This is a genomic window from Spirosoma aerolatum, assembly GCF_002056795.1.
Taxonomy (GTDB): domain Bacteria; phylum Bacteroidota; class Bacteroidia; order Cytophagales; family Spirosomataceae; genus Spirosoma; species Spirosoma aerolatum.
In genome coordinates, this window is record NZ_CP020104.1 from 2619775 (window position 1) to 2638119 (window position 18345).

Consider the following 18345-nt stretch of genomic DNA (forward strand, 5'->3'; position numbering starts at 1 on the left):
CGGTGCATTAACCCCTTATTGAAACCGAATTAAGTTGTTATTAAACTTTGTTGGGAAATTAAAAACGCCTGTAGCTCATCAGGCCGCTGGGTGCCAATCGTGATGATCGTATTCCCTTTTTTGGTAATACGCAGTCCTTTACTGCCCGCAATATTATACACCCAGCCATCGAAACCCAGACGGATGCCATAGCCAACCCAGCCGTAGTGCGTTACGGTAGCTGATTGGATTGATGTCCAGGGAATGGTACGCCAGGTGAAAACGGGAAAAACCTGGTAATGAATCCCTTGTTCATCAATCTTGGTGTCTAGCCGCCAGACGTAGATTAGGAGTATAACCAATAGGGTTACAATAGGACCACCCCAGGCAAAAGGCTCTTTACCAGCATCTGTAAGTAGTAAAGGCACTGTGGTGATTAACAGGGCAGCCACCAATAGTGTCCAGATCCACCATTGATGAAAGCGCTGGGATTCGGTAAAGGCATTCATCCTAGGTTTTCTGTTTCTTCTTCTTGGCTGCTGGGAACAGGATATTGTTCAGAATCAGGCGATAACCGGCTGAGTTAGGATGCAGGTTAAGATCGGTTGGCTCCTCGCCAATTTCATGACGGTAATCTTCCGGGTCATGGCCTCCGTAGAACGTGAAAAATCCCCGGCCATAAGGCGAATGAATATATCGGGCTTCGCCTACCGAGCGGTTTTCAGCCATAATGACTACTTCCGGTTTGATATAGGCTTTCTTAAACGCCGTCGTTTGCCCCATAAATCCTTTGATGACGTTCTGGTGATTTTGAGTCAGCATGGTTGGGATGGGGTCGTATTTGGCCGAGAACTGAAACAGCGTAAAGTAATCATTATGCTCGCTCAGGCCACGTTCCTCAGGTTGATTGTCGATGTTAGAAAACTCGATTAGGTACGGATTGGTATAGACCTGAAAATTACGGAAGGCAAATGTCTGGCTGTAGTCCAGCTTGCTATTCGCGTTTGGGTCGGCAGGGTCACCATCGTAGAAAGAATCGACAATATCCGTGTTATGAGCCGACAGTGCGATGTCGTAGGTATCGGTTGCGTTGCACATCGCGAAGAGGTATCCACCACCGAGCACAAATTCACGGATTTTTTGGCTTACGGCCAACTTAAGCTGAGGTACTTTGGTAAAGCCATATTTTCGGGCGATGGTTTCCGCTTCCCGTTTTTGGGCGATGTACCACGGCTGGTCTTTAAAGTGGAAGAACTTTCCATATTGTCCCGTAAAGTCCTCATGATGAAGGTGTAGCCAGTCGTATTCAGGCATTTTGCCATTCATCACCTCTTCGTCAAAAATCACATCGTAGGGAATTTCGGCGTAGGTCATCACCATCGTTACGGCATCGTCCCACGGCTGCTTGGTCTTGGGCGAATAGACGGCTACTTTGGGTGGTTTCTGGAGCTTAACGGCATCCATATTGGCATCGGCCGCTGCGATTTCGGACAATATCTGAGCCGATTGCGCATCAGAAATAACCTCGTAACTGACGCCCCGAATCACCATTTCATTGATGAAGGCCTGCGATTGCGGCATCATGAACGAGCCACCCCGGTAGTTAAGCAACCAGTCGATTTCGGTATCATGTACTTTAAGAACCCAATAGGCAATGCCATAGGCTTTAAGATGATTCTTCTGGGCATCGTCCATCGGAATCAGGATTTTAGAGGCCCAGACCTGACCAGCCAGACTCAGAATTAGGATAAGCGGTAATAGCAGCCGTTTCATTGGTTTCCCCGTTAAAGATGCGCTTGGTAGTTTTGCTATAACGAAATATACACAAATATTGTGCAAGAATTTAATTGTGAATGAGCGATTGAATGATTGAGACAAACTATTCACTCAATCACTCAATTACTCAATCACTCATTCAAAAATGAATCTGATTGAGAACATACGGGAAGGCCTTCGTTCGATTGCGGGTAATCGGCTTCGAACGATACTGACGTCGCTGATCATAGCCATTGGTATTACCTCGCTGGTAGGTATCCTGACCGCTATCGATGGGCTCCAGAACTCTGTAAACGATAGCTTTGCGGGTTTGGGAGCCAATACATTCAGCATTGTTGCCCGACAGGATGCCTTCCGGAGGGGCGGGCGTGTACTGCGGCAGGATGCACCTATCGATTATTTCGACGCTATCCAGTTTAAGCGCCGGTTTCCATATGGAGCCACTATTTCGGTGTCGTCGGTGATAGCTGGAGCTGCTCAGGCCAAGTTTGGCTCCCGGAAAACAAATCCTAATGTACAGCTTATTGGAGGTGATGATAATTTTTTGACCGTCAAGGCATTTACACTGCAAAGCGGCCGTAATCTGACGCAAAATGATCTGGAAAACTCGCTGAATGTCGCCATCATAGGGAGCGAAACGGCGAATACGTTATTTGAAAAAAAGATCAACCCGCTGAATCAATCGATTCGGGTGCTGGGAGCGCAATACAAAGTAATTGGTGTGCTCAATAAGAAAGGTGGATTTTCGGGTGGTGGCGAGGACCGAATGATTCTGATTCCGCTGGATAACGCACGGGCACTGGCAGGTAACCGACAACTCTCATTTGATATAACGGCTTCTGCACCATCAGTCGCTAGTCAGGACGAGGCCGTAGAAGAAGCTCGCGGAACCATGCGACTAGTTCGTCGGGATCAACTTGGTCAGCCCGATTCGTTTGAAATTGAGCGGGCTGATGACCTGGCCAAAGAGACTGAAACCATCAGTGGCTATCTGCGAATTGGTGGCTTTGGGATTGGGTTTATAACCTTGCTGGGTGCGTCGATTGCTTTACTGAACATCATGCTGGTGTCGGTTACGGAACGAACCCGCGAAATTGGTATCCGTAAATCGCTGGGTGCAACGCCCAAACGCATTCGTGAGCAATTCCTGATCGAAGCGATTGTTATTTGTATACTGGGTGGTTTGGGCGGTATTGTTCTGGGCCTGGGCGTAGGTAACCTTATTGCTAGTTTGATCAGTCAGGGCAATGGTAGTTTTGTGGTGCCCTGGGGCTGGATGGGGTTAGGCATCGTTGTTTGCGTGTCGGTAGGCTTGTTTGCCGGTATTTATCCGGCCGTAAGGGCTTCCAAACTCGACCCGATCGAAGCATTGCGGTATGAATAAAACATGAACGAATGGGTTTGCGGCACGCCTTCATGCTTTCGCTCGTTCACTCTCTGGCAAATATACTGTGAAAGTAGTGCCCTGACCAGGCTGACTGCGTACGGTTATCGTTCCGCCGTGATTTTCAGCTACTTTTCGGCAAACCGCCAGCCCGATCCCTGTGCCATTGTATTCGTTTCGGCCGTGTAGTCGTTCGAATAATTGGAAAATCTGATCCTGGTATTTTTCGTCGAAACCAATCCCATTGTCAGTTATATCAATAGCGACCCAGGAACGCTTTGTCCGATTGACAATCGTAGTGGGAAGATCGTAGCTACTAACCGAACGAGCCTGCACCGATATAATGGGCGTTGTACTGGGCGACACAAATTTCAGCGCATTGCTCAACAGGTTCTGAAACAGTTGCCGCAATTGACTGGCGTTTCCGGCCAATGTCGGCAAGTTGGTATTCGAACTATGGGCAAGGGTAATCTGCGCATTTTTTTCCCGGATGATAATCTCCAGATCACTTTTTATTTCCAATAAAATCTGTTGCAGGCTAACCGGTTTAGACGGCTCTAAATCGATCGATAGGCGCGAATAGGCCAGCAAATCCCGGATCAACTGGCTCATTCGATCGGCAGCCGACTGCATTCGGCGCAGCATATTCTGGCCATCTTCAGGAATCGAACTGCTGTAATAATCCAATAATAAATTACCAAACGACTGAATTTTTCGCAGGGGTTCCTGCATATCATGGCTGGCAATGTAGGCAAACTGCTCCAGGTTTCGGTTCGATAGTTTCAGCTCGTTGACCAGTTGCTCGGCTCGTTGTAGGGTTTCATGCAGTAGTGTCAGATCGTTGGTCGTTATCACAATACCATCTTCCTGCTTCACGACAGAAATATCGAACCAGCCATCAATAAGGCTATCCGTAAACTGTTGTTCCAGCCGTTTGGACTGCCCTGTTTCGACCACGCGGACATACTCATCAAAAATGCCTAATGGTTTCAGAATCGGCAGCACCTCAAGCATCGTTTTGTTGGTAGCGTTAACATTGGGCAAACCGACCAGCCGGGCATTGGTATCATTCTGAAGTAGATACCGGAAATCGACAATTTGACCCGATGAATTTCGGATGGCTTCAAACAAGGCAATGGGAATCGGACAGCTATTGAGTACAGTTTGGAGTAGAGCCGCCTGCTGACGAGCTTGAGCTTCAGCTTGTTTCTGCTCATTGATGATGGAATAAACTGAAATAATTCGGTTGTCATCCAGGCGAGTAACCCAGTTGTCGGTATAGTTATCGAACCCGTCGAATGCGTATTTAACCTCAAAGTGCTGGGGTTCGCCGGTATCAAAGGCCCGAAGAAAAGCTGTCCAATAAGTGGTATTTTTAACGCCCGGAAACACAGTGCTCATTGTTCTACTCAAGAGTTGATCGGCTCGTAAACCTGTGTCGTTCAAAATGGCCTGGCTAACACGAACATACCGAACATCTATAATCGCGCCTGACTCGTCCCGTACGGCTTCCAGTACCGACAAGCCATTGGTGATATTGTCCAGAACGCCGTCAAACAGACGGGCCTGCTCCTGAAGCTGTTGGGTGGCCAGGTACAGTTGGCTTATATCGTTGAAGGTAGCAACCAGTCGATCCTCCAGTTTGCTGATCGTTACATCGAACCACTTGTTCAAATTGGCATAGTAGTGTCGACCCCGGAATGTTTCGCCCGTCTTATAGACCTGCTCATATTGGTGCCACATACCGATCTGTTTCGTGTGAGGGAACAAGTCAGTGACTAAGCTCCCAACCACCTGCTCTCGTGGATAGCCTGTAAAGCGAAGGGCTGCATCATTGATCAGTACAACCTGAAAATCAACTTGGTCAGATGTGTCATTATGCATGGCTTTATACACAATAACACCATTGTCTGACGCACTCAGTACCCCTTCGACCAGTTCATTTTGTTGCTGAAGCTGTACCGACGCTTGTTTCAGGGCTGAAATATTTTTGAATGATAAAACGATCCCCTCTTTTAAAGGAGCTGTCGAAATCAGATACCAGGCATCGTAGCCGTCGGCCTGATACTGGAATTCAAAACTTTCCGGTTTGCCCGTTCTGACTACCTCCGCAAATCGCTGGAACAAACCCAATTGTTTGACACTCGGAAAGTAGGTAGTCATGCGATGACCGATAATCTGGTCGGCGGCTACATCGGACCGTTGGGTTAAGAAACGATTGGTCAGACGATACACAAAATCAACGATTTCGCCAGTCTGATCGCGAACGGCTTCGCAATAAGCAATAAAGTTGTCGGTCGCATTAATGACTCCCTGCAACAACTGTTGCTGCTGATTAAGTTGTTGTTGAGCCCGTTTATTATCGTCAATGTCAATAAATGTAGTAAAAAAGCCGTCTTCAAGTGGGCGGTTATCGAAAAGGAACCATCGGTTGTTGCTTGGCAACAGCTCATCAACTTCGTATGGAATCTGCTTGTCAACCACCCGGCGCAGGTCTTCGGCATGTTCTCGCATATAGGGTGCCCGTTCAAACAGTGTCTGTTGAGTCATTTGCTCTTCGGTATGGCCTGTAATGACGAGCACCTGCTGGTTATAAAACCGCGTTTGATAGTCTACAACCGTACCGTTTGTGTCTCGAATAGCCTGATAGGCGATTACACCATACGGGGAATGGTCGAGTAAAGTTGTGAGCAGGGGTAGAGAAGGCGTTACAGGAAGAGTCGGCAATGACGAAGGCATAATAAATGCAAATCTGTACAATTGTAAATCTACAGGTTTCGTTTGATTTCTGCTAAGTGACTGGGGGTGTGATAAATAAAGTATCTTTTAATTTTTATTTGCAAAACACGAGTCAGCCATCTATTTTTGCACCCACGTTTGACAAACGCATCGTCGGTAACGGCGAACGGTTCCAGATGCCGGGATGGCGGAATCGGTAGACGCGATGGTCTCAAACACCATTGTCTGCAAGGACATGCCGGTTCGAGTCCGGCTCCCGGTACAATTGACCCTTACAAGTGCCTGTATATCAGTACTTTGTAAGGGTTTTTGGTTTTCTGCCGAAACAAATCATAATTATGGAAAACCTTGAAGAAACGATAAGTTACTATCTGATCAATAGAACAGATTATGCTATCTTGATTAATGTCCTTGGGGGCTGGAAAAATACATTACTTCAAGAAATATCTTGAGCCTTTGATTGCAGAAACGGCTTTACTAGAAGATAGCTCGAAAAAATACAAGCCAATATTAATTTAATTGTTTGGCCTCAAATCTAGAAGCTGTTTAAACTTTTCTTCTGCCAGATAGACACGGTACTTATTTGAACCTGCTTTACCCCTAAATCCCCTAAAGGGGACTTTGCTCGCAGCTGCAAAAAGTTCCCTTTAGGGGATTTAGGGGTAAAGCCGTTGAGCAAACAATTTTTTAAACAGCTTCCTATTCAAAAAATTGTTTGCTCAACGGCTTGTCAATGAATTTACCCGAGTCGATCAGCGTCTTACCAGCTCTTCTTTAGACCGATATAACCGCCAACCGTTTGGGTATACAATCCCCCAGTATCCACCGCAATTTTCGCGATGAGATCGGTATGAAACCATCTTGGCATTGGAAGTTGAGCTGACAGTAAACCCGAAAACTGTCCCACAATGGAGCCAAAAGGCTCATTAAACGTACCATAGTTCTGGCTATACGAAGTACGTACCGTAAAACTTGTTTTTCGATACGTTGCCCGTAACCCTACATGCCACATATTCAGCCGGTTGTTAGGGAAAAATTGACCATTTTTTAAGTTATACGCCTTGTCAAAATCTTGCCCAGGGGCGATGAACGGCGTGCCAATCGTTCGCCCCCAATAGGACCAGCCCTGCCAGTACTGACTGTGATTGTAGTAATTATCGCCCCCCTGATAGCGACTGCCCGGTATAATAAAGGTAGGAGCCGTTTGATCTTTCGTTGTCAGAAACTCCAGCGTCAGCCGATTGACGTGGAACGAAGCCCGGTGCGCTGGGGTAGGGGTATAACTGAGCCCCCAAAGTCCGTCGGGCATATTGAGGAAGGCAATCCCTGATACGTCTTCGTACGCATGCTGATAGTAAGCCAGTAGGTGAGCATTCCTGGTGGTAAACTCCAGACCAACATCAATACTGCCAACACTATTGCCCACCCGATAACTGTCAAAATCAGTGTAGCCCGACACATTTTTCCAGTCGCTGGGGGTGTACGAGAGCACAACGTATTTGTAAAAACGCCAGTCTGAAGGGAAGTATCCATTGGCATCCGCCAAGTCAGGTCGTTGTTTTAAATATTCCGCGTGGCCCGCCCATTGCACCTGGTGATTGACGCCCGCGTAGAATTTTACCGTGGCTGCCGGTTTTCCCAGCCGTAGATACAGGTGCTTTTGATGGAACCGAACGCCCTGAATATAGGGCACGTTAAACCAGCCGTGCGAAAAGGCTGCGTTGATGGCCAGGAAATCGTTCGTGAAATGAAGGGGCGCATAGCCTACCGTGCCGATTTGTAGTTTGGGAATCGGCAGGGCGTTTCCCGAAACCGCATAAAAGCCAGATGATAAGGTCGTGTCCCCCAATCCGGTGACTCCTCGCCAGCGACCCACGTAAAATTCGATGGCTCTGAACCTGATTTTCGTATAGGCTTCGGCCAGGAGTAGTTTCTGTTTATCGGCCTGATCATAGGTCAGGGCCGGATTTAGGCCAAATCCCCAATCAACGGGTTGGGTATGGGTGGAGTCGGGTAGCCGGTAGGGTTTCCAGATGGCGGCCTGCACAAGACCCGCTGTCGATTGCAGGGGAACGATGCCATATTGATTGGTCCGTAGCCAGAAAGGGGTGGCGGATGAGGACGAGAGAAAGCTGCCGATTTCTACCTCACCCTGTAAACCAGCCCGTTGCTGACTAAACGAAACGGTGTGAACGCCTACCGTGAGTAGTGCAGCGATAACCAAAGGGCGTAATCCAGGCATGTGCGAGAAGAAGAAAAATTGCAACAGTGAGTGGGTAACCAATGAAGGCAATGCTCATTACCTAGTTTTTATAGTACTAGTAGGGATTGTTTATAATTCTCAGTTGTTGATAGCCACTGTCTAGCAACCCTGCAGGTATCCACTAATCATCCCAGTAGCGTTTTTGCCTCAGGTTAGGGTGGCTTGACCATTGCGCAATGGTCAGAGTGGTAGACTTGGTTGCCAGAAGGTATGATCACCGCCCAGTCCACTGATTAAAATAAGGGGTTCGCCTGTTCCGTGCACTTCATAATACAGCGAAATACCATTGATCGGTTGAGTTGCCATGTGAATTGGTACCTTATATACTACCGGGCTAATGATCGCCCGGTAGTTTCCTGAAAATCTAGTTTCGACTAGCCTACTTGCCGTAGGCTTTTTGGTCAAATATCGGAAGGCCTTTCGTTTTTAGCAGGACGATCGGGAAGGCCATGATCATAGCGCCAAGGCCGATGGCCACCGCGATGGTACCAACCGATACGTTCCGATCGAGGGCCTCCTGAAAGGCGAAAAAGCAGGTGGGGAAAAATAGCCCGCAAGCGGTGAGGAGTCCCGGTGAAAATCGTTTGGTTAACAGGGTCGGTAAAACGTGAAAGAATAGGCCATTGATCAGCATGAGTCCCGGATAGGCTAGGGCGAGAATGGGATTAGTCCAACCAATACCTCCGCAAGCTACGCCCAGAAACAGGACGGCACAATTGGTTAGATAGAAACCGGTCCAGTCAACGGGTAGCTTCAGGGTATGCTGAGCCCAACTGCGCCAATCATAAAAAAACTCTTCCAGAATTTGTAACGCATAGGCCGCCAGAGCTACCCAGAAAATAGAATTCGTCATGTTTTTCGTTAAGTGAGATGAAACCATACCCGGCAGAGTCTATTAACTGATCAAAACGTATCCACACTAACGCTTAGCCATGGTTACCGAATTCGACTGACCCCATTTATTATAAATCCATTGGCGACACACCCATTCGATTGGCCCCTGCCGGTAATGCTTACGCCATACCCGGCTGAAACCGATCAGAAAAGTGTAAATGCCAACAACGATGCCTGCCCTTCCCCAAAGCGGTATCGGACCCGAAACCGCTACCCCATACCCGTACAGCAGCAGTGGACAGAGGACCAACTGGAGGACATAATTCGTTAGGCCCATCTGGCCCACCTGGCCCAGCCAACTTGCCTTTCCCCAGGGAATCAATCGGGTATTTAAGCCCATATCCAGTAAATAAACCCCGGTCAACAGCAAAGGGCCCACAAAGCCACTGAGTATCAATAACACGGGTTGGTACGCTACAACCCACTCGGGCAGTACCACCAGGCCAAAGGCCAGGACCACCCAAGCCCCTTTGACGATAAAAGCTACCGGCAATAGTAGTAGTTGCAGCAACGATAAATGCATTCTAAGCCTGATATCGCGGGGTAATATCCCTAGCTTACCTATCAGCATGCCACCCAGCATCATCAGTTCGTAGGAGATGAAAGGTGTAAAACCCTTACTCACCGAGCGGCCAGGCACCAGCCACTCCCGCAGGCACTGCCAGTTAAGGAATTCTCCGACTGATCCGGTTCTAAAGCTCGTCATAGGAAGATGAAAAGCAGGCAGTAAACTCAGGAGGCTGGGCACCAGGATACCTAGCCCGGCCAGGCCCACCATCCAGCCAAGCAGGCTTGACACCGAATGGCGGCAAAAGTAAGGCAAGGTAAACCCTAGCAGCGCGTACTGAAAAAGCAGATCAGCCGACCTTATCAATAGACTGAGGCAAAGGCCAATGACCAGCAGCAGCAGTAGTAACCGTTGAGCTATGCGCGGGCCATCTAGTCCGGGACCATCCAGTCCGGGACCATCCAGTCCGGGACCATCCAGTCCGGCATGTTGCCAGCATTGATAAAAGCCCAGTCCGAACAAAAAGCTGCCCAACCGGTCAAATTGGCCACTCACCAGCAACTGCAGGATAAAATGAACCGGCAGATCGGGATGGTGCTCATCCAGCCGTAACGAATGACCGGGATATGGGCTGGCAAAATGACCATATCCCTGAGCGATTAATAGGGCCAGCAGCACAACTCCTTGGAGCACATCCAGGGTGGTGATCCGTCCTGCGGGACGAGAAATGGCATGCACCATAGGTTAATAGGAAAAAAGAAATAATTCCAGGATTCACTGGCCAGATGGGCAGTAATCGGCCCGATTACTGCCCAATGACTAACTGTCCGGTCTGCTGATAATATGAAAGAAAGCCGGTGCCATTTTGCCGAAGAACCCGACGAATGGCTTCCAGATAAGCCATAATGCCCGTTGCAACCATTTTCTCCATGGGTGAATTGACTTCGCTAATCAATTAACGGTTCACCAACACGTTGAACAGAAATGGTGGGTCTAAACAAACAGGATTGGCTTGTTGATAGCTTTGTTTCTTAGCCAAGAACATAGCCTCCTCTTTTGATGTTGCCGGGACTAATTAACGGGAGCTTCCTACTGGATTTAGCAAACGACATAGCAATTTGATTTATGGATGCGCAAAGCCGACCAACTATACAATCGTATGACCAAGACTGAAAATAGGGAGTAGGCTAAGCAGCGATTTTTTAGTCCGCATTAGTTGGACAGGGCATCAATAATGGGTTGAGGAAACCCGAAGGCGTCCTTGTAATACGCAATCGTATGTTGATACTTAGCCTCTTTAAAAAAAGTACCCGACCCATCGGAATACACATTCGGTGTGCCCTGGAAGACAAACTCCCGGTCGGGCGCAATCCGCTGGTAGCTTTTTAGATCGATCGCCAATTTGATCGCATCGAAGGCTACCTGATCGTCGAAGGATAAGGTAAACCCTTTTTTGCCACCTGGGTTAAACGGAGGAGCGTTTTTGTAGAGCGACGGAATTTTCGCGAACATGTCCTTCTGCCAGGCATGTGGGACTATGTCATTAGCGTTGATGACCGAGTGATAATTATCGCCAAATTTCTGGGCGGCATAGTTGGCAAATTCACTATTGCCGGGGGTCGGCCCGGCAATGGGGTATACACTCACCGTCAGATTAGTATAGCCCATCTGCTGCTTCCACTCCATGCATTGGAGAGCCATCAGGGGACAGAGCGCTCCGCCCAGGCTATGGCCCGTGAAGGCCACCTCGGTAGGACCGGCACCATGCAGCGTACTCAGAAACTGGAGCAGCGTTTTTCCGGTGGATGGATCTCTCATCGAGCCCAGGAGGTTGACCCCCACCGCGCTGCCTGCGGTGATTTTACCACTACCCGGTGTGCCCCAGTCGGTTTCCCCGTCCCATTGCTTTTGGTTGAATACATTGAAATCCTCTAGTAGCGCGCCTTTTCGCGATACAGCATTCGTACCGGCGATGGCCACCACATGGATGGTTTTACCCGTGGCCAGGTCGGTGCCTCGGGCCACATACATGGTATTGTCGGTGACGAAGCTGTCGACTTTGCTGGTGGTGGATTTCTTTCGGCTATTGGCAATGGCGGGGCCCCAAACCACTTGCCAGTCGGTACCCAGATAGGCACGTACGTCGGCGTTGGTTTGCAAAAGCGCATTAATCTTTACGGTGTTCTGTTGTAGCTCTTCTTCGGATGCGGCCACCAGATCGTAGTTGATATCGGCCAGCATCGCCAGCAGGGCAATGCGTTTGTGGGTATCGGTTGGTAATGCCGGCTCACCAAGGCCCGGTTGTGGCAGCAGATGGTCGCTACAGGCCGCCAGGGTGAGGACGCCCAGAAGAATTAGGACGACAAACTGATAGTTCTTTTCCATAATTTTGACTCAACGTGGTTATAGGATAAAAACGATAGCCCTTCGGTCGCCCAGCTAAGCCTGGTAACCTCTAAATGGCTATCCGCTAATGCTGGCAATCATGGTGCCCTCTCTGGCGGTCGTTTCAGACTTCATTTACTTTTGACCGTAAAGCGTCAAAGCGCTCGGCTTCCATCTCACCTTGTATAGTCGTCATAATCTGCTCAAAGGCGTGTTTGGGAACCGTTGCTTTTAAGCCCGACAGCATCCCGACATTCTCAGCTTCACGCTGGGCGGGAATTATATATTTCAGCCAAAGCAGCAGCATCGGAAAGTCAAAACTTTGCATTACTGAATTGCGTTGCTGGATGAGTTCCTCATCAGTAAAATATTGCTGCAACAACAGTTCGGTTACCGTTTCTTCTTCAAAAATGTGTTCCAGGTATTGACTTTGAAACCGGGAGAAGGCTAGGTAAAACGAGTGCAACTCATCCTGGGATTCGTTGCCCGTCAAACCTGCAAGTTGCTGTTCAAGCGCTAGTTGAACCCCTTCGAGTTGTTGGTGGTCGTGCCGGTCATGTTCAGATGCCCCTTTGGCCCGCTCTTCCAAAAGCGTCAGGGTATGCTCATTCTCGGTGTGAGCATGATGCGTAAGTAGGGTAAACAGCTCCTGTCCCAAGTCTTTGAGCTGGCTCAGTTGAGTGGGATCGTCAACGTCGATAAAACCTAAGGTATAGGAAAATCGGCTCATTAGGCTTCGAAGCCCTTTGTGCGGGGTGGCAAATGATTTTACGCGGGTCATAGACTTATATGCGTGTTGAATTCGAAAAAGAGACTTTTTACCAATAACCTCTTCAAGGAGGTTTTATCGATATATGAATTTATTTATAAACTGGAATGGCCAAGTTGAACATTCTGAGAGCCAGAAGGCTATTCGTCCGAAAGCAGGATTTGAAGCGGTTCGTTAGCGGTACATGTTCCTTTGTGTAGCCGCTGCATAAGCCTTGTTATAGGCCATTTATGGTACTAGAGTCGATCAACTACTGGATCCGAATCACCATTCTGGAATAGCCCTGGCAGTATGCCAGGGCTATTCAACCGGCCTCTTAGCTCAGCTGATACCAATTCGTTGAAAATATCAGCTGAGTGCTTTAAGCAAATCCCAGAACACCTTGCGGACTGTCTTTCGTCGATGCTCAGACCTGCCAACATGCCAGGTTGGGGAAAGCGTTGGCATAAGCAGCCACCGAATGTTCTGTGACGCTTTTTACATGGCGGGCGCGAATGCGGTTTACTTTCGCGGCCAGCGCATAAAACCAAAGATGATGCAATCGGCACTGTCCCCTAAAGAGTCACAGATGCCGTGAATGTACATACTTGACAGCGCATAATTATCATACCCGACTTGCGCTTTATATCCTCCAGCTCCCTTTTGTCCGCCCATCTGCTGGGTAAAGGTGCCGTTAGCATCTATGAATTGAAGCGTGTAGATAGCCATGGCACCAGCATCTGGAATGCCATAGGTTACCAGCGCCCGGACCATCGGTGCGTCGGGTGATAAGTTAAATACACCGCCCAGTGGGAACGCATTCGTACCCCCATTTTGATCGCCCATTCGTTCCGTATATTCCACCCCACCCGGTCCGCCACCGGCTGGATAGGTTAGGTCAACCGCATCAATTCGATGGCCACCCCATACCTCAAACCAAAGCGGAAACTGGGTTGCCGGTGTCGGTAATGCGATGGGGGGTTGGTTAGGGTTATCGACAGTTGAGATGTTACCATACGGATCCGAGTAAATCTCGCGGGTAAATAAATAGATCGGCGTATTATCCGGATTTTTCGGACCATTGGGGTAGATGCTAGGATCATAGTAGGGCCATGAATCCATATAGTCAAGAACCAGCATGGTCATCTGGCGGTCAAAGGTGTTAACGGTTAAAAATGGCTCGCACGTCACATCATTTCGCTTCGTTTTACCGACTAACTTAGCTCGGCTGCTCGTATACCAGCCAGAGACATAATTGACCGCTTCTGCGATAAAACTTGTCAAGTCGGTCTGAGCTTGCTGCACGTCTCCAGGTTTCATCGCCCAATCATTCCCATGAAGTACCGCATCGCGTAATAGAGCCAGGAACATGTTGGTATACTGGGCATACAAGGGCAACAGCGACACCTCGTAACCAGCTGTCGTGAAAAGATAGCGAGAACCAACAAATACTTCGTGTACACTTATCCATCTATCACTTACATCACCGTTGTCTTTGATGGCATTCAAATAATCCACTATAAGTAAATTCAGGGAATCCAGTGCGCCTTTTGCCTGCGTATACGTATAGTCATCGAATTTTTGGTCGACTAATGCTTGTACCTGGGCTTTAACCTGGTCCCATGGGCCGGATCCTGAGTTGGGCCATAAGACGCTAATCACACCGCTAATGATTTCCCCGCCTTCGGGGACTGCAGCGCTAATCGCGTCGGTGATGGCATCTTTGGCTAATTCATTCCAATCGGACGAATCTACGGTTAAAGGCGGTTGAATCGGAGGAATGTTGTGGTCCTGTAAAGTACAGCTTTGCAGGAGCGATGAGGAGAGAAAGAGACTCCCGGCTCCCAGCACTGAGCGTTGGAGAAATTTTCGGCGATTCGTCAAATTTGATTGTAAAAACATGGTAGGTTTTGATTTTTGGTGAAAAAATTACCTTTGACTAACTACAGGGAAACAGGCTGTTTGGCGCAGGTTGACTGACCTCAGGTTAGGAATAAATGCCCCTTCGAGGCCATCAGGCGGTGCTTACTTGCCGGGACAAAACTACCCCAGCACCGTCCTGGGCTGGTTGCCCAAAACGGCCAATTCAGTTGACCTTAGCGGCCAATTTTGCCCCATGAGCCGTTATCAGGCGCACTAAAGGGGGCCGATTGGTACAATTAGCCGAAAAATATGGATGAAAAAGAGAATTGATTTAAGCCCTGGATGCGGGATTCAGTCATGGTTTTGGCCGTCAGCAGGATAACGGCCATGTGGGCCGTGAGCGGGGTTGTTTTGACGAGGGGGCACATAGTAGCCTACCAGAGTCCGTCGCTGAAATAAGGCGTTATTACCGCCGTTGACAGCTCGCTGGCGCGGGGGGTAGACTAGACGAGTTTGGGGTAGCAACCTTTAAAGCGTAGCGCGTTGCTGACTGAGCGCGTAACACTAATCGCTTAAGGCATTATCGGCAAAGTCATTGAGGTATATCAGTAGTTGATCCGGTGAATAACGACTGCCGTTGGCCTGGATCCAGGGATAGGTGGCGTGACAATCCTGCTACAATACCACAGCTAAAGAAGCAAAGCTTACCTGAAGTTTCGTTACAATAGCTGTTTCAGCGGCATTATATAGGCTAGTGCTCTTCCAAAATAGAGGCTAGTACTCTAAGATGTCTAACTATTAAATTGGACAAGTACTAGACATAAAGCTGAGTACTATTGATTATGAAAGAGGATTTCATTCCCTTTTTTGAGCGTCATTTTACCCTGATGTTCGGTGTATTCGTACTCAGAATTGCTGTATTTTATGCCTGAAGCCGTGGTGTCCTGCTTTAGCTTAATTTCTGTACCATTCAGTACAAACGTAGCGGTGTGTTTGGCGTTGTCGTAAGCCATCGCCAGTTTGACACCCTGGCTATTGGTGACGGTGTCTCGGACAATCGAATCGGCAATCGGCTGCTTAGCAGTGGTCTGCGTTGACGATTGCTTGACCGTTTTCTGAGAGGATTGGCAGGCATAAAGCCCTCCACTAAGCGCTATACTCAGGAGGAATATGATTGATTTCATAATGGATGAATGGGAGTAGTGTTGGTTTTGGCTCAACAGCCAGAAGTAAGTCTAGGGGTAACCATGTTGACTTGTTTAACGCTAAGACGATTCGCCGTGAGTAATACCTTCATTAGGTGTATTTGTCCGAGTTTATAGCCTTAGTAACTACTAGATGGTTGACAAACGGCTAAAGTCAAGCTAAGATTCTGTTTAAAAATGGGGTTGTACATGACTGAAACGATTGAATCAGCCTATCCTGGTGGTGATCCTCATTCGCCCGATCGGAGGTTAGCCGGTTCAGCCACTGGTCCCGGCGCGGTCCGCCGTTGCGGGGAACCAGCTTAACGGTACGGCCCGATGCGGAAAATTTTATTAACGGTAAACGCCAATCAGTCGCATACCTGCCAGCTTATACGGAAGAAAAATACGGCAGAGAGTCAACAAAGAGAACAGTTCTTGTTTTCCGACAGGGCAGGCCTATTACCGAAATACAAACCAATGCTAACAACTGATCAACTGGCTCTCTAAATGACTGGCTGATTGGTTGTCGATAAACAAACTCGATTCACTCGGATTGACCTATTTCAGGCCGTCTTCAATATGCTCGCGAACGTCTTTGGTGGCGTTTTTAAACTCTTTGATGCCCGTACCCAGGCCCCTGGCCAGTTCGGGAATCTTTTTGGCACCAAACAGCAGGATTAATGCCAGCATAATAAAGATCATTTCCTGACCGCCTAAACCCATAATGGCAAAAATGCTTGAAATCATGATTCTTGAAATTTATATGTATGAAAAAAAAGAAAACGCAACATGTGTTATTTGTCAAAGAATCAGCTAGTTGCCATGCCAGAGCGACTATGCCAGCTGGTTCTTATTGAGCACATTATTTTGGCTGACTTGATCCGATTGTGGGACAAAGGTAGGGGGCGTGGCCCAGCACCGGTAGCCCAAATCGGCCAATTTAGTAGCCCAAAACGGCCAAATTTGTTCCTACTCTGTAACTCGCTCGAAACCGTCCAACTAGGTTAGGATATCTTTGTAAGCGATGATTAGAATCGGTGGTCTGGGGCGTCTTTCGACCCTGACGGATGACCATAGCGTGATTGTATAAGATCTTGTGCAATTTATCGCGACCTAATCGCTTCGGCGCTCCGATTGATCCCACTTTTGCGCTTGCTTCATGGCGGCAAAGTTAGCAGACCCCTTTGCATCGTCTGGCGGTAAAGTTAGACCCAGCTGCGAATTGTGTATCCAATGTGAACACCTAAATCCGTCATCACCTGATTCACATCTTCTCCGCCGAAGTGAATTCGGAAAACGGCGGTTTCGCTAAGTTGTTCGCTATACTGGAAACGACCGCTTCGTCGGGCCGATCAAAAGGTCTCGCATGTGGTCTTGTATGGTTACGGTCTGCCGTTGCGGTCGATTTTTGGTGAAAATCTGACAACCTATATCAGGAAAAGACAATGATACCCGCACAATCCAGCAATTTTAGGGCAATACCAGTATGGATGGGTTATCTTCTAAAGAGTAATTTCCTCGTTTTACGCATCGCGGTGGTGCAATAAAAGCAGGGTCAGAACTTGAAAACTGACCATTCGTTCCGCACTGTTCAGGCCGTTCCAGCTCGTGCTTTGCCACATGGCAAACCATTCTCCACCCACTACTTCGAAGCCCAGAAACCAAATCAGTATCCCGATGGTAAGGCCTAACACGGCCCAGTTCTTAGCCGCATGAAATGTAATGGGATCGCTCTTTAAATGCTTAATCAACAACCAGCCTCCCCGCAGACAACAAACACTCATCAATATCTCCAGCCCGATGATCAGCACGTAACAGGCATGAAAAATAATTGGATTGTCAAGGCTGCGATAATGAATCCGACTATTGGAAAAGGTGGTGTCCATTTTTAGAACGTGTTCAACGAACAGATAATTTGTGTCATAATCGGTTATGTTGCCCAACACAATGAAGAACGATTGGATTCCGATGGCGCTTACCGAAACCGTTTTGGTAATACGGAGTAAACGATTGGTCGAATACATTGTACACAGGTTAAAGTATAAATTGCTTAGTTATTTAGTACCCTGGTAGACTTTTGCAACTACAGCCTGGGACGACGCATGTCTCCGCTCCGGCCTTAGATCGGGCAAGCAACAGGCTGGCTGAATGGAGTTTATAAGATATACTCACCGTCTATTGCTTCGAAAAGGGATGGAATCGAGGATGAATGAAGGTTTGCAAGACGTTAATTTTGATGGTGCGCACCATCGAACCCAGTGGGACACTGGCCGGATTGCCATCGAAGGGGTTCACCCGGTTCAGCCCGTTCAAATGCGTGACGTGGAAGACAAACCCAATCAAACAACCTAGCCCAATCGACCAAATGCCTGCTTCTTCGACAATATCGATGGTCAGCATAAAAATTATCAGCCAGATGAACACCCGGGTAAAATCCAGATACGTCACCGGAAATAGCGTAGACCAATTGCGCCAATCATAAAAAAACTCCGCCAGAATGTGTAAGCCGTAAGCCGCCAGGGCTATCCAGAATATAGATTGATTCATGCGTGTAGTGTATTAGTGAATATACATCGAGCTACATCAGGATCAATGCTTTTTTTCTCTTGTCACCCGCTT

At 48.2% G+C, this 18345-nt stretch carries 16 protein-coding genes and 1 tRNA gene; 2 read left to right on the plus strand and 15 right to left on the minus strand.

Annotated elements, in window-relative coordinates:
• Window positions 1-29: 29 nt before the first annotated feature.
• Both B5M13_RS10505 and B5M13_RS10510 read right to left on the minus strand, forming a co-directional pair.
• Window positions 30-488 (minus strand): hypothetical protein, encoded by a 459-nt coding sequence (locus tag B5M13_RS10505; RefSeq protein ID WP_080055628.1) that lies wholly within the window; start codon window positions 486-488, stop codon window positions 30-32.
• A 1-nt stretch (window position 489) separates the two neighbouring features.
• Window positions 490-1752 (minus strand): asparagine synthetase B, encoded by a 1263-nt coding sequence (locus B5M13_RS10510; protein ID WP_080055629.1) that lies wholly within the window; start codon window positions 1750-1752, stop codon window positions 490-492.
• A 148-nt stretch (window positions 1753-1900) separates the two neighbouring features.
• Between B5M13_RS10510 and B5M13_RS10515 the strand changes: the two genes are divergently transcribed.
• Complete coding sequence (locus tag B5M13_RS10515) at window positions 1901-3139, plus strand: ABC transporter permease (protein WP_080055630.1); 1239 nt, start codon at window positions 1901-1903, stop codon at window positions 3137-3139.
• A 30-nt stretch (window positions 3140-3169) separates the two neighbouring features.
• On the opposite strand, the gene B5M13_RS10520 is transcribed toward B5M13_RS10515, so the two are convergent.
• The gene (locus tag B5M13_RS10520; RefSeq protein ID WP_080055631.1) at window positions 3170-5878 is read right to left on the minus strand and encodes an ATP-binding protein; all 2709 of its coding nucleotides are present in this window, start codon (window positions 5876-5878) and stop codon (window positions 3170-3172) included.
• A 178-nt stretch (window positions 5879-6056) separates the two neighbouring features.
• Here B5M13_RS10520 and B5M13_RS10525 point away from each other — a divergent pair.
• Window positions 6057-6140, plus strand: a tRNA-Leu gene (locus tag B5M13_RS10525).
• A gap of 498 nt (window positions 6141-6638) precedes the next feature.
• Here B5M13_RS10525 and B5M13_RS10530 read toward each other — a convergent pair.
• The 12 genes from B5M13_RS10530 to B5M13_RS10575 form a co-directional block, all read right to left on the minus strand.
• Window positions 6639-8120 carry a capsule assembly Wzi family protein gene (locus B5M13_RS10530; RefSeq protein ID WP_080055632.1) on the minus strand — a complete coding sequence of 494 codons (1482 nt, stop codon included), beginning with the start codon at window positions 8118-8120 and terminating at the stop codon, window positions 6639-6641.
• Window positions 8121-8321: 201 nt separating this feature from the next.
• Window positions 8322-8447, minus strand: coding sequence for an alpha/beta fold hydrolase (locus B5M13_RS34405; protein ID WP_262508075.1), 126 nt, complete (start codon window positions 8445-8447; stop codon window positions 8322-8324).
• A gap of 73 nt (window positions 8448-8520) precedes the next feature.
• Window positions 8521-8994, minus strand: coding sequence for an HXXEE domain-containing protein (locus B5M13_RS10535; protein ID WP_170061116.1), 474 nt, complete (start codon window positions 8992-8994; stop codon window positions 8521-8523).
• A gap of 66 nt (window positions 8995-9060) precedes the next feature.
• The gene (locus B5M13_RS33395) at window positions 9061-10284 is read right to left on the minus strand and encodes a DUF418 domain-containing protein (RefSeq protein WP_155297227.1); all 1224 of its coding nucleotides are present in this window, start codon (window positions 10282-10284) and stop codon (window positions 9061-9063) included.
• 64 nt (window positions 10285-10348) lie between these two features.
• Window positions 10349-10474 carry a hypothetical protein gene (locus tag B5M13_RS34410; protein WP_262508076.1) on the minus strand — a complete coding sequence of 42 codons (126 nt, stop codon included), beginning with the start codon at window positions 10472-10474 and terminating at the stop codon, window positions 10349-10351.
• A gap of 281 nt (window positions 10475-10755) precedes the next feature.
• Window positions 10756-11928 (minus strand): lipase family protein, encoded by a 1173-nt coding sequence (locus B5M13_RS10545; RefSeq protein ID WP_080055635.1) that lies wholly within the window; start codon window positions 11926-11928, stop codon window positions 10756-10758.
• Window positions 11929-12052: 124 nt separating this feature from the next.
• Window positions 12053-12709, minus strand: coding sequence for a hemerythrin domain-containing protein (locus tag B5M13_RS10550; RefSeq protein ID WP_080055636.1), 657 nt, complete (start codon window positions 12707-12709; stop codon window positions 12053-12055).
• Window positions 12710-13198: 489 nt separating this feature from the next.
• Entirely contained in the window at window positions 13199-14338 is a 1140-nt protein-coding gene (locus tag B5M13_RS10555; protein ID WP_170061117.1) for an insecticidal delta-endotoxin Cry8Ea1 family protein, read from the minus strand.
• 1034 nt (window positions 14339-15372) lie between these two features.
• Window positions 15373-15723, minus strand: a complete 351-nt coding sequence (locus B5M13_RS10560; protein WP_080055638.1) for an MliC family protein — start codon at window positions 15721-15723, stop codon at window positions 15373-15375.
• Window positions 15724-16284: 561 nt separating this feature from the next.
• Entirely contained in the window at window positions 16285-16473 is a 189-nt protein-coding gene (locus B5M13_RS10565) for a Sec-independent protein translocase subunit TatA/TatB (protein WP_080055639.1), read from the minus strand.
• Window positions 16474-17249: 776 nt separating this feature from the next.
• Window positions 17250-17750 (minus strand): DUF2165 family protein, encoded by a 501-nt coding sequence (locus B5M13_RS10570; RefSeq protein WP_080055640.1) that lies wholly within the window; start codon window positions 17748-17750, stop codon window positions 17250-17252.
• Window positions 17751-17901: 151 nt separating this feature from the next.
• The gene (locus tag B5M13_RS10575) at window positions 17902-18273 is read right to left on the minus strand and encodes a bestrophin family protein (protein ID WP_080055641.1); all 372 of its coding nucleotides are present in this window, start codon (window positions 18271-18273) and stop codon (window positions 17902-17904) included.
• Window positions 18274-18345 lie beyond the last annotated feature (72 nt).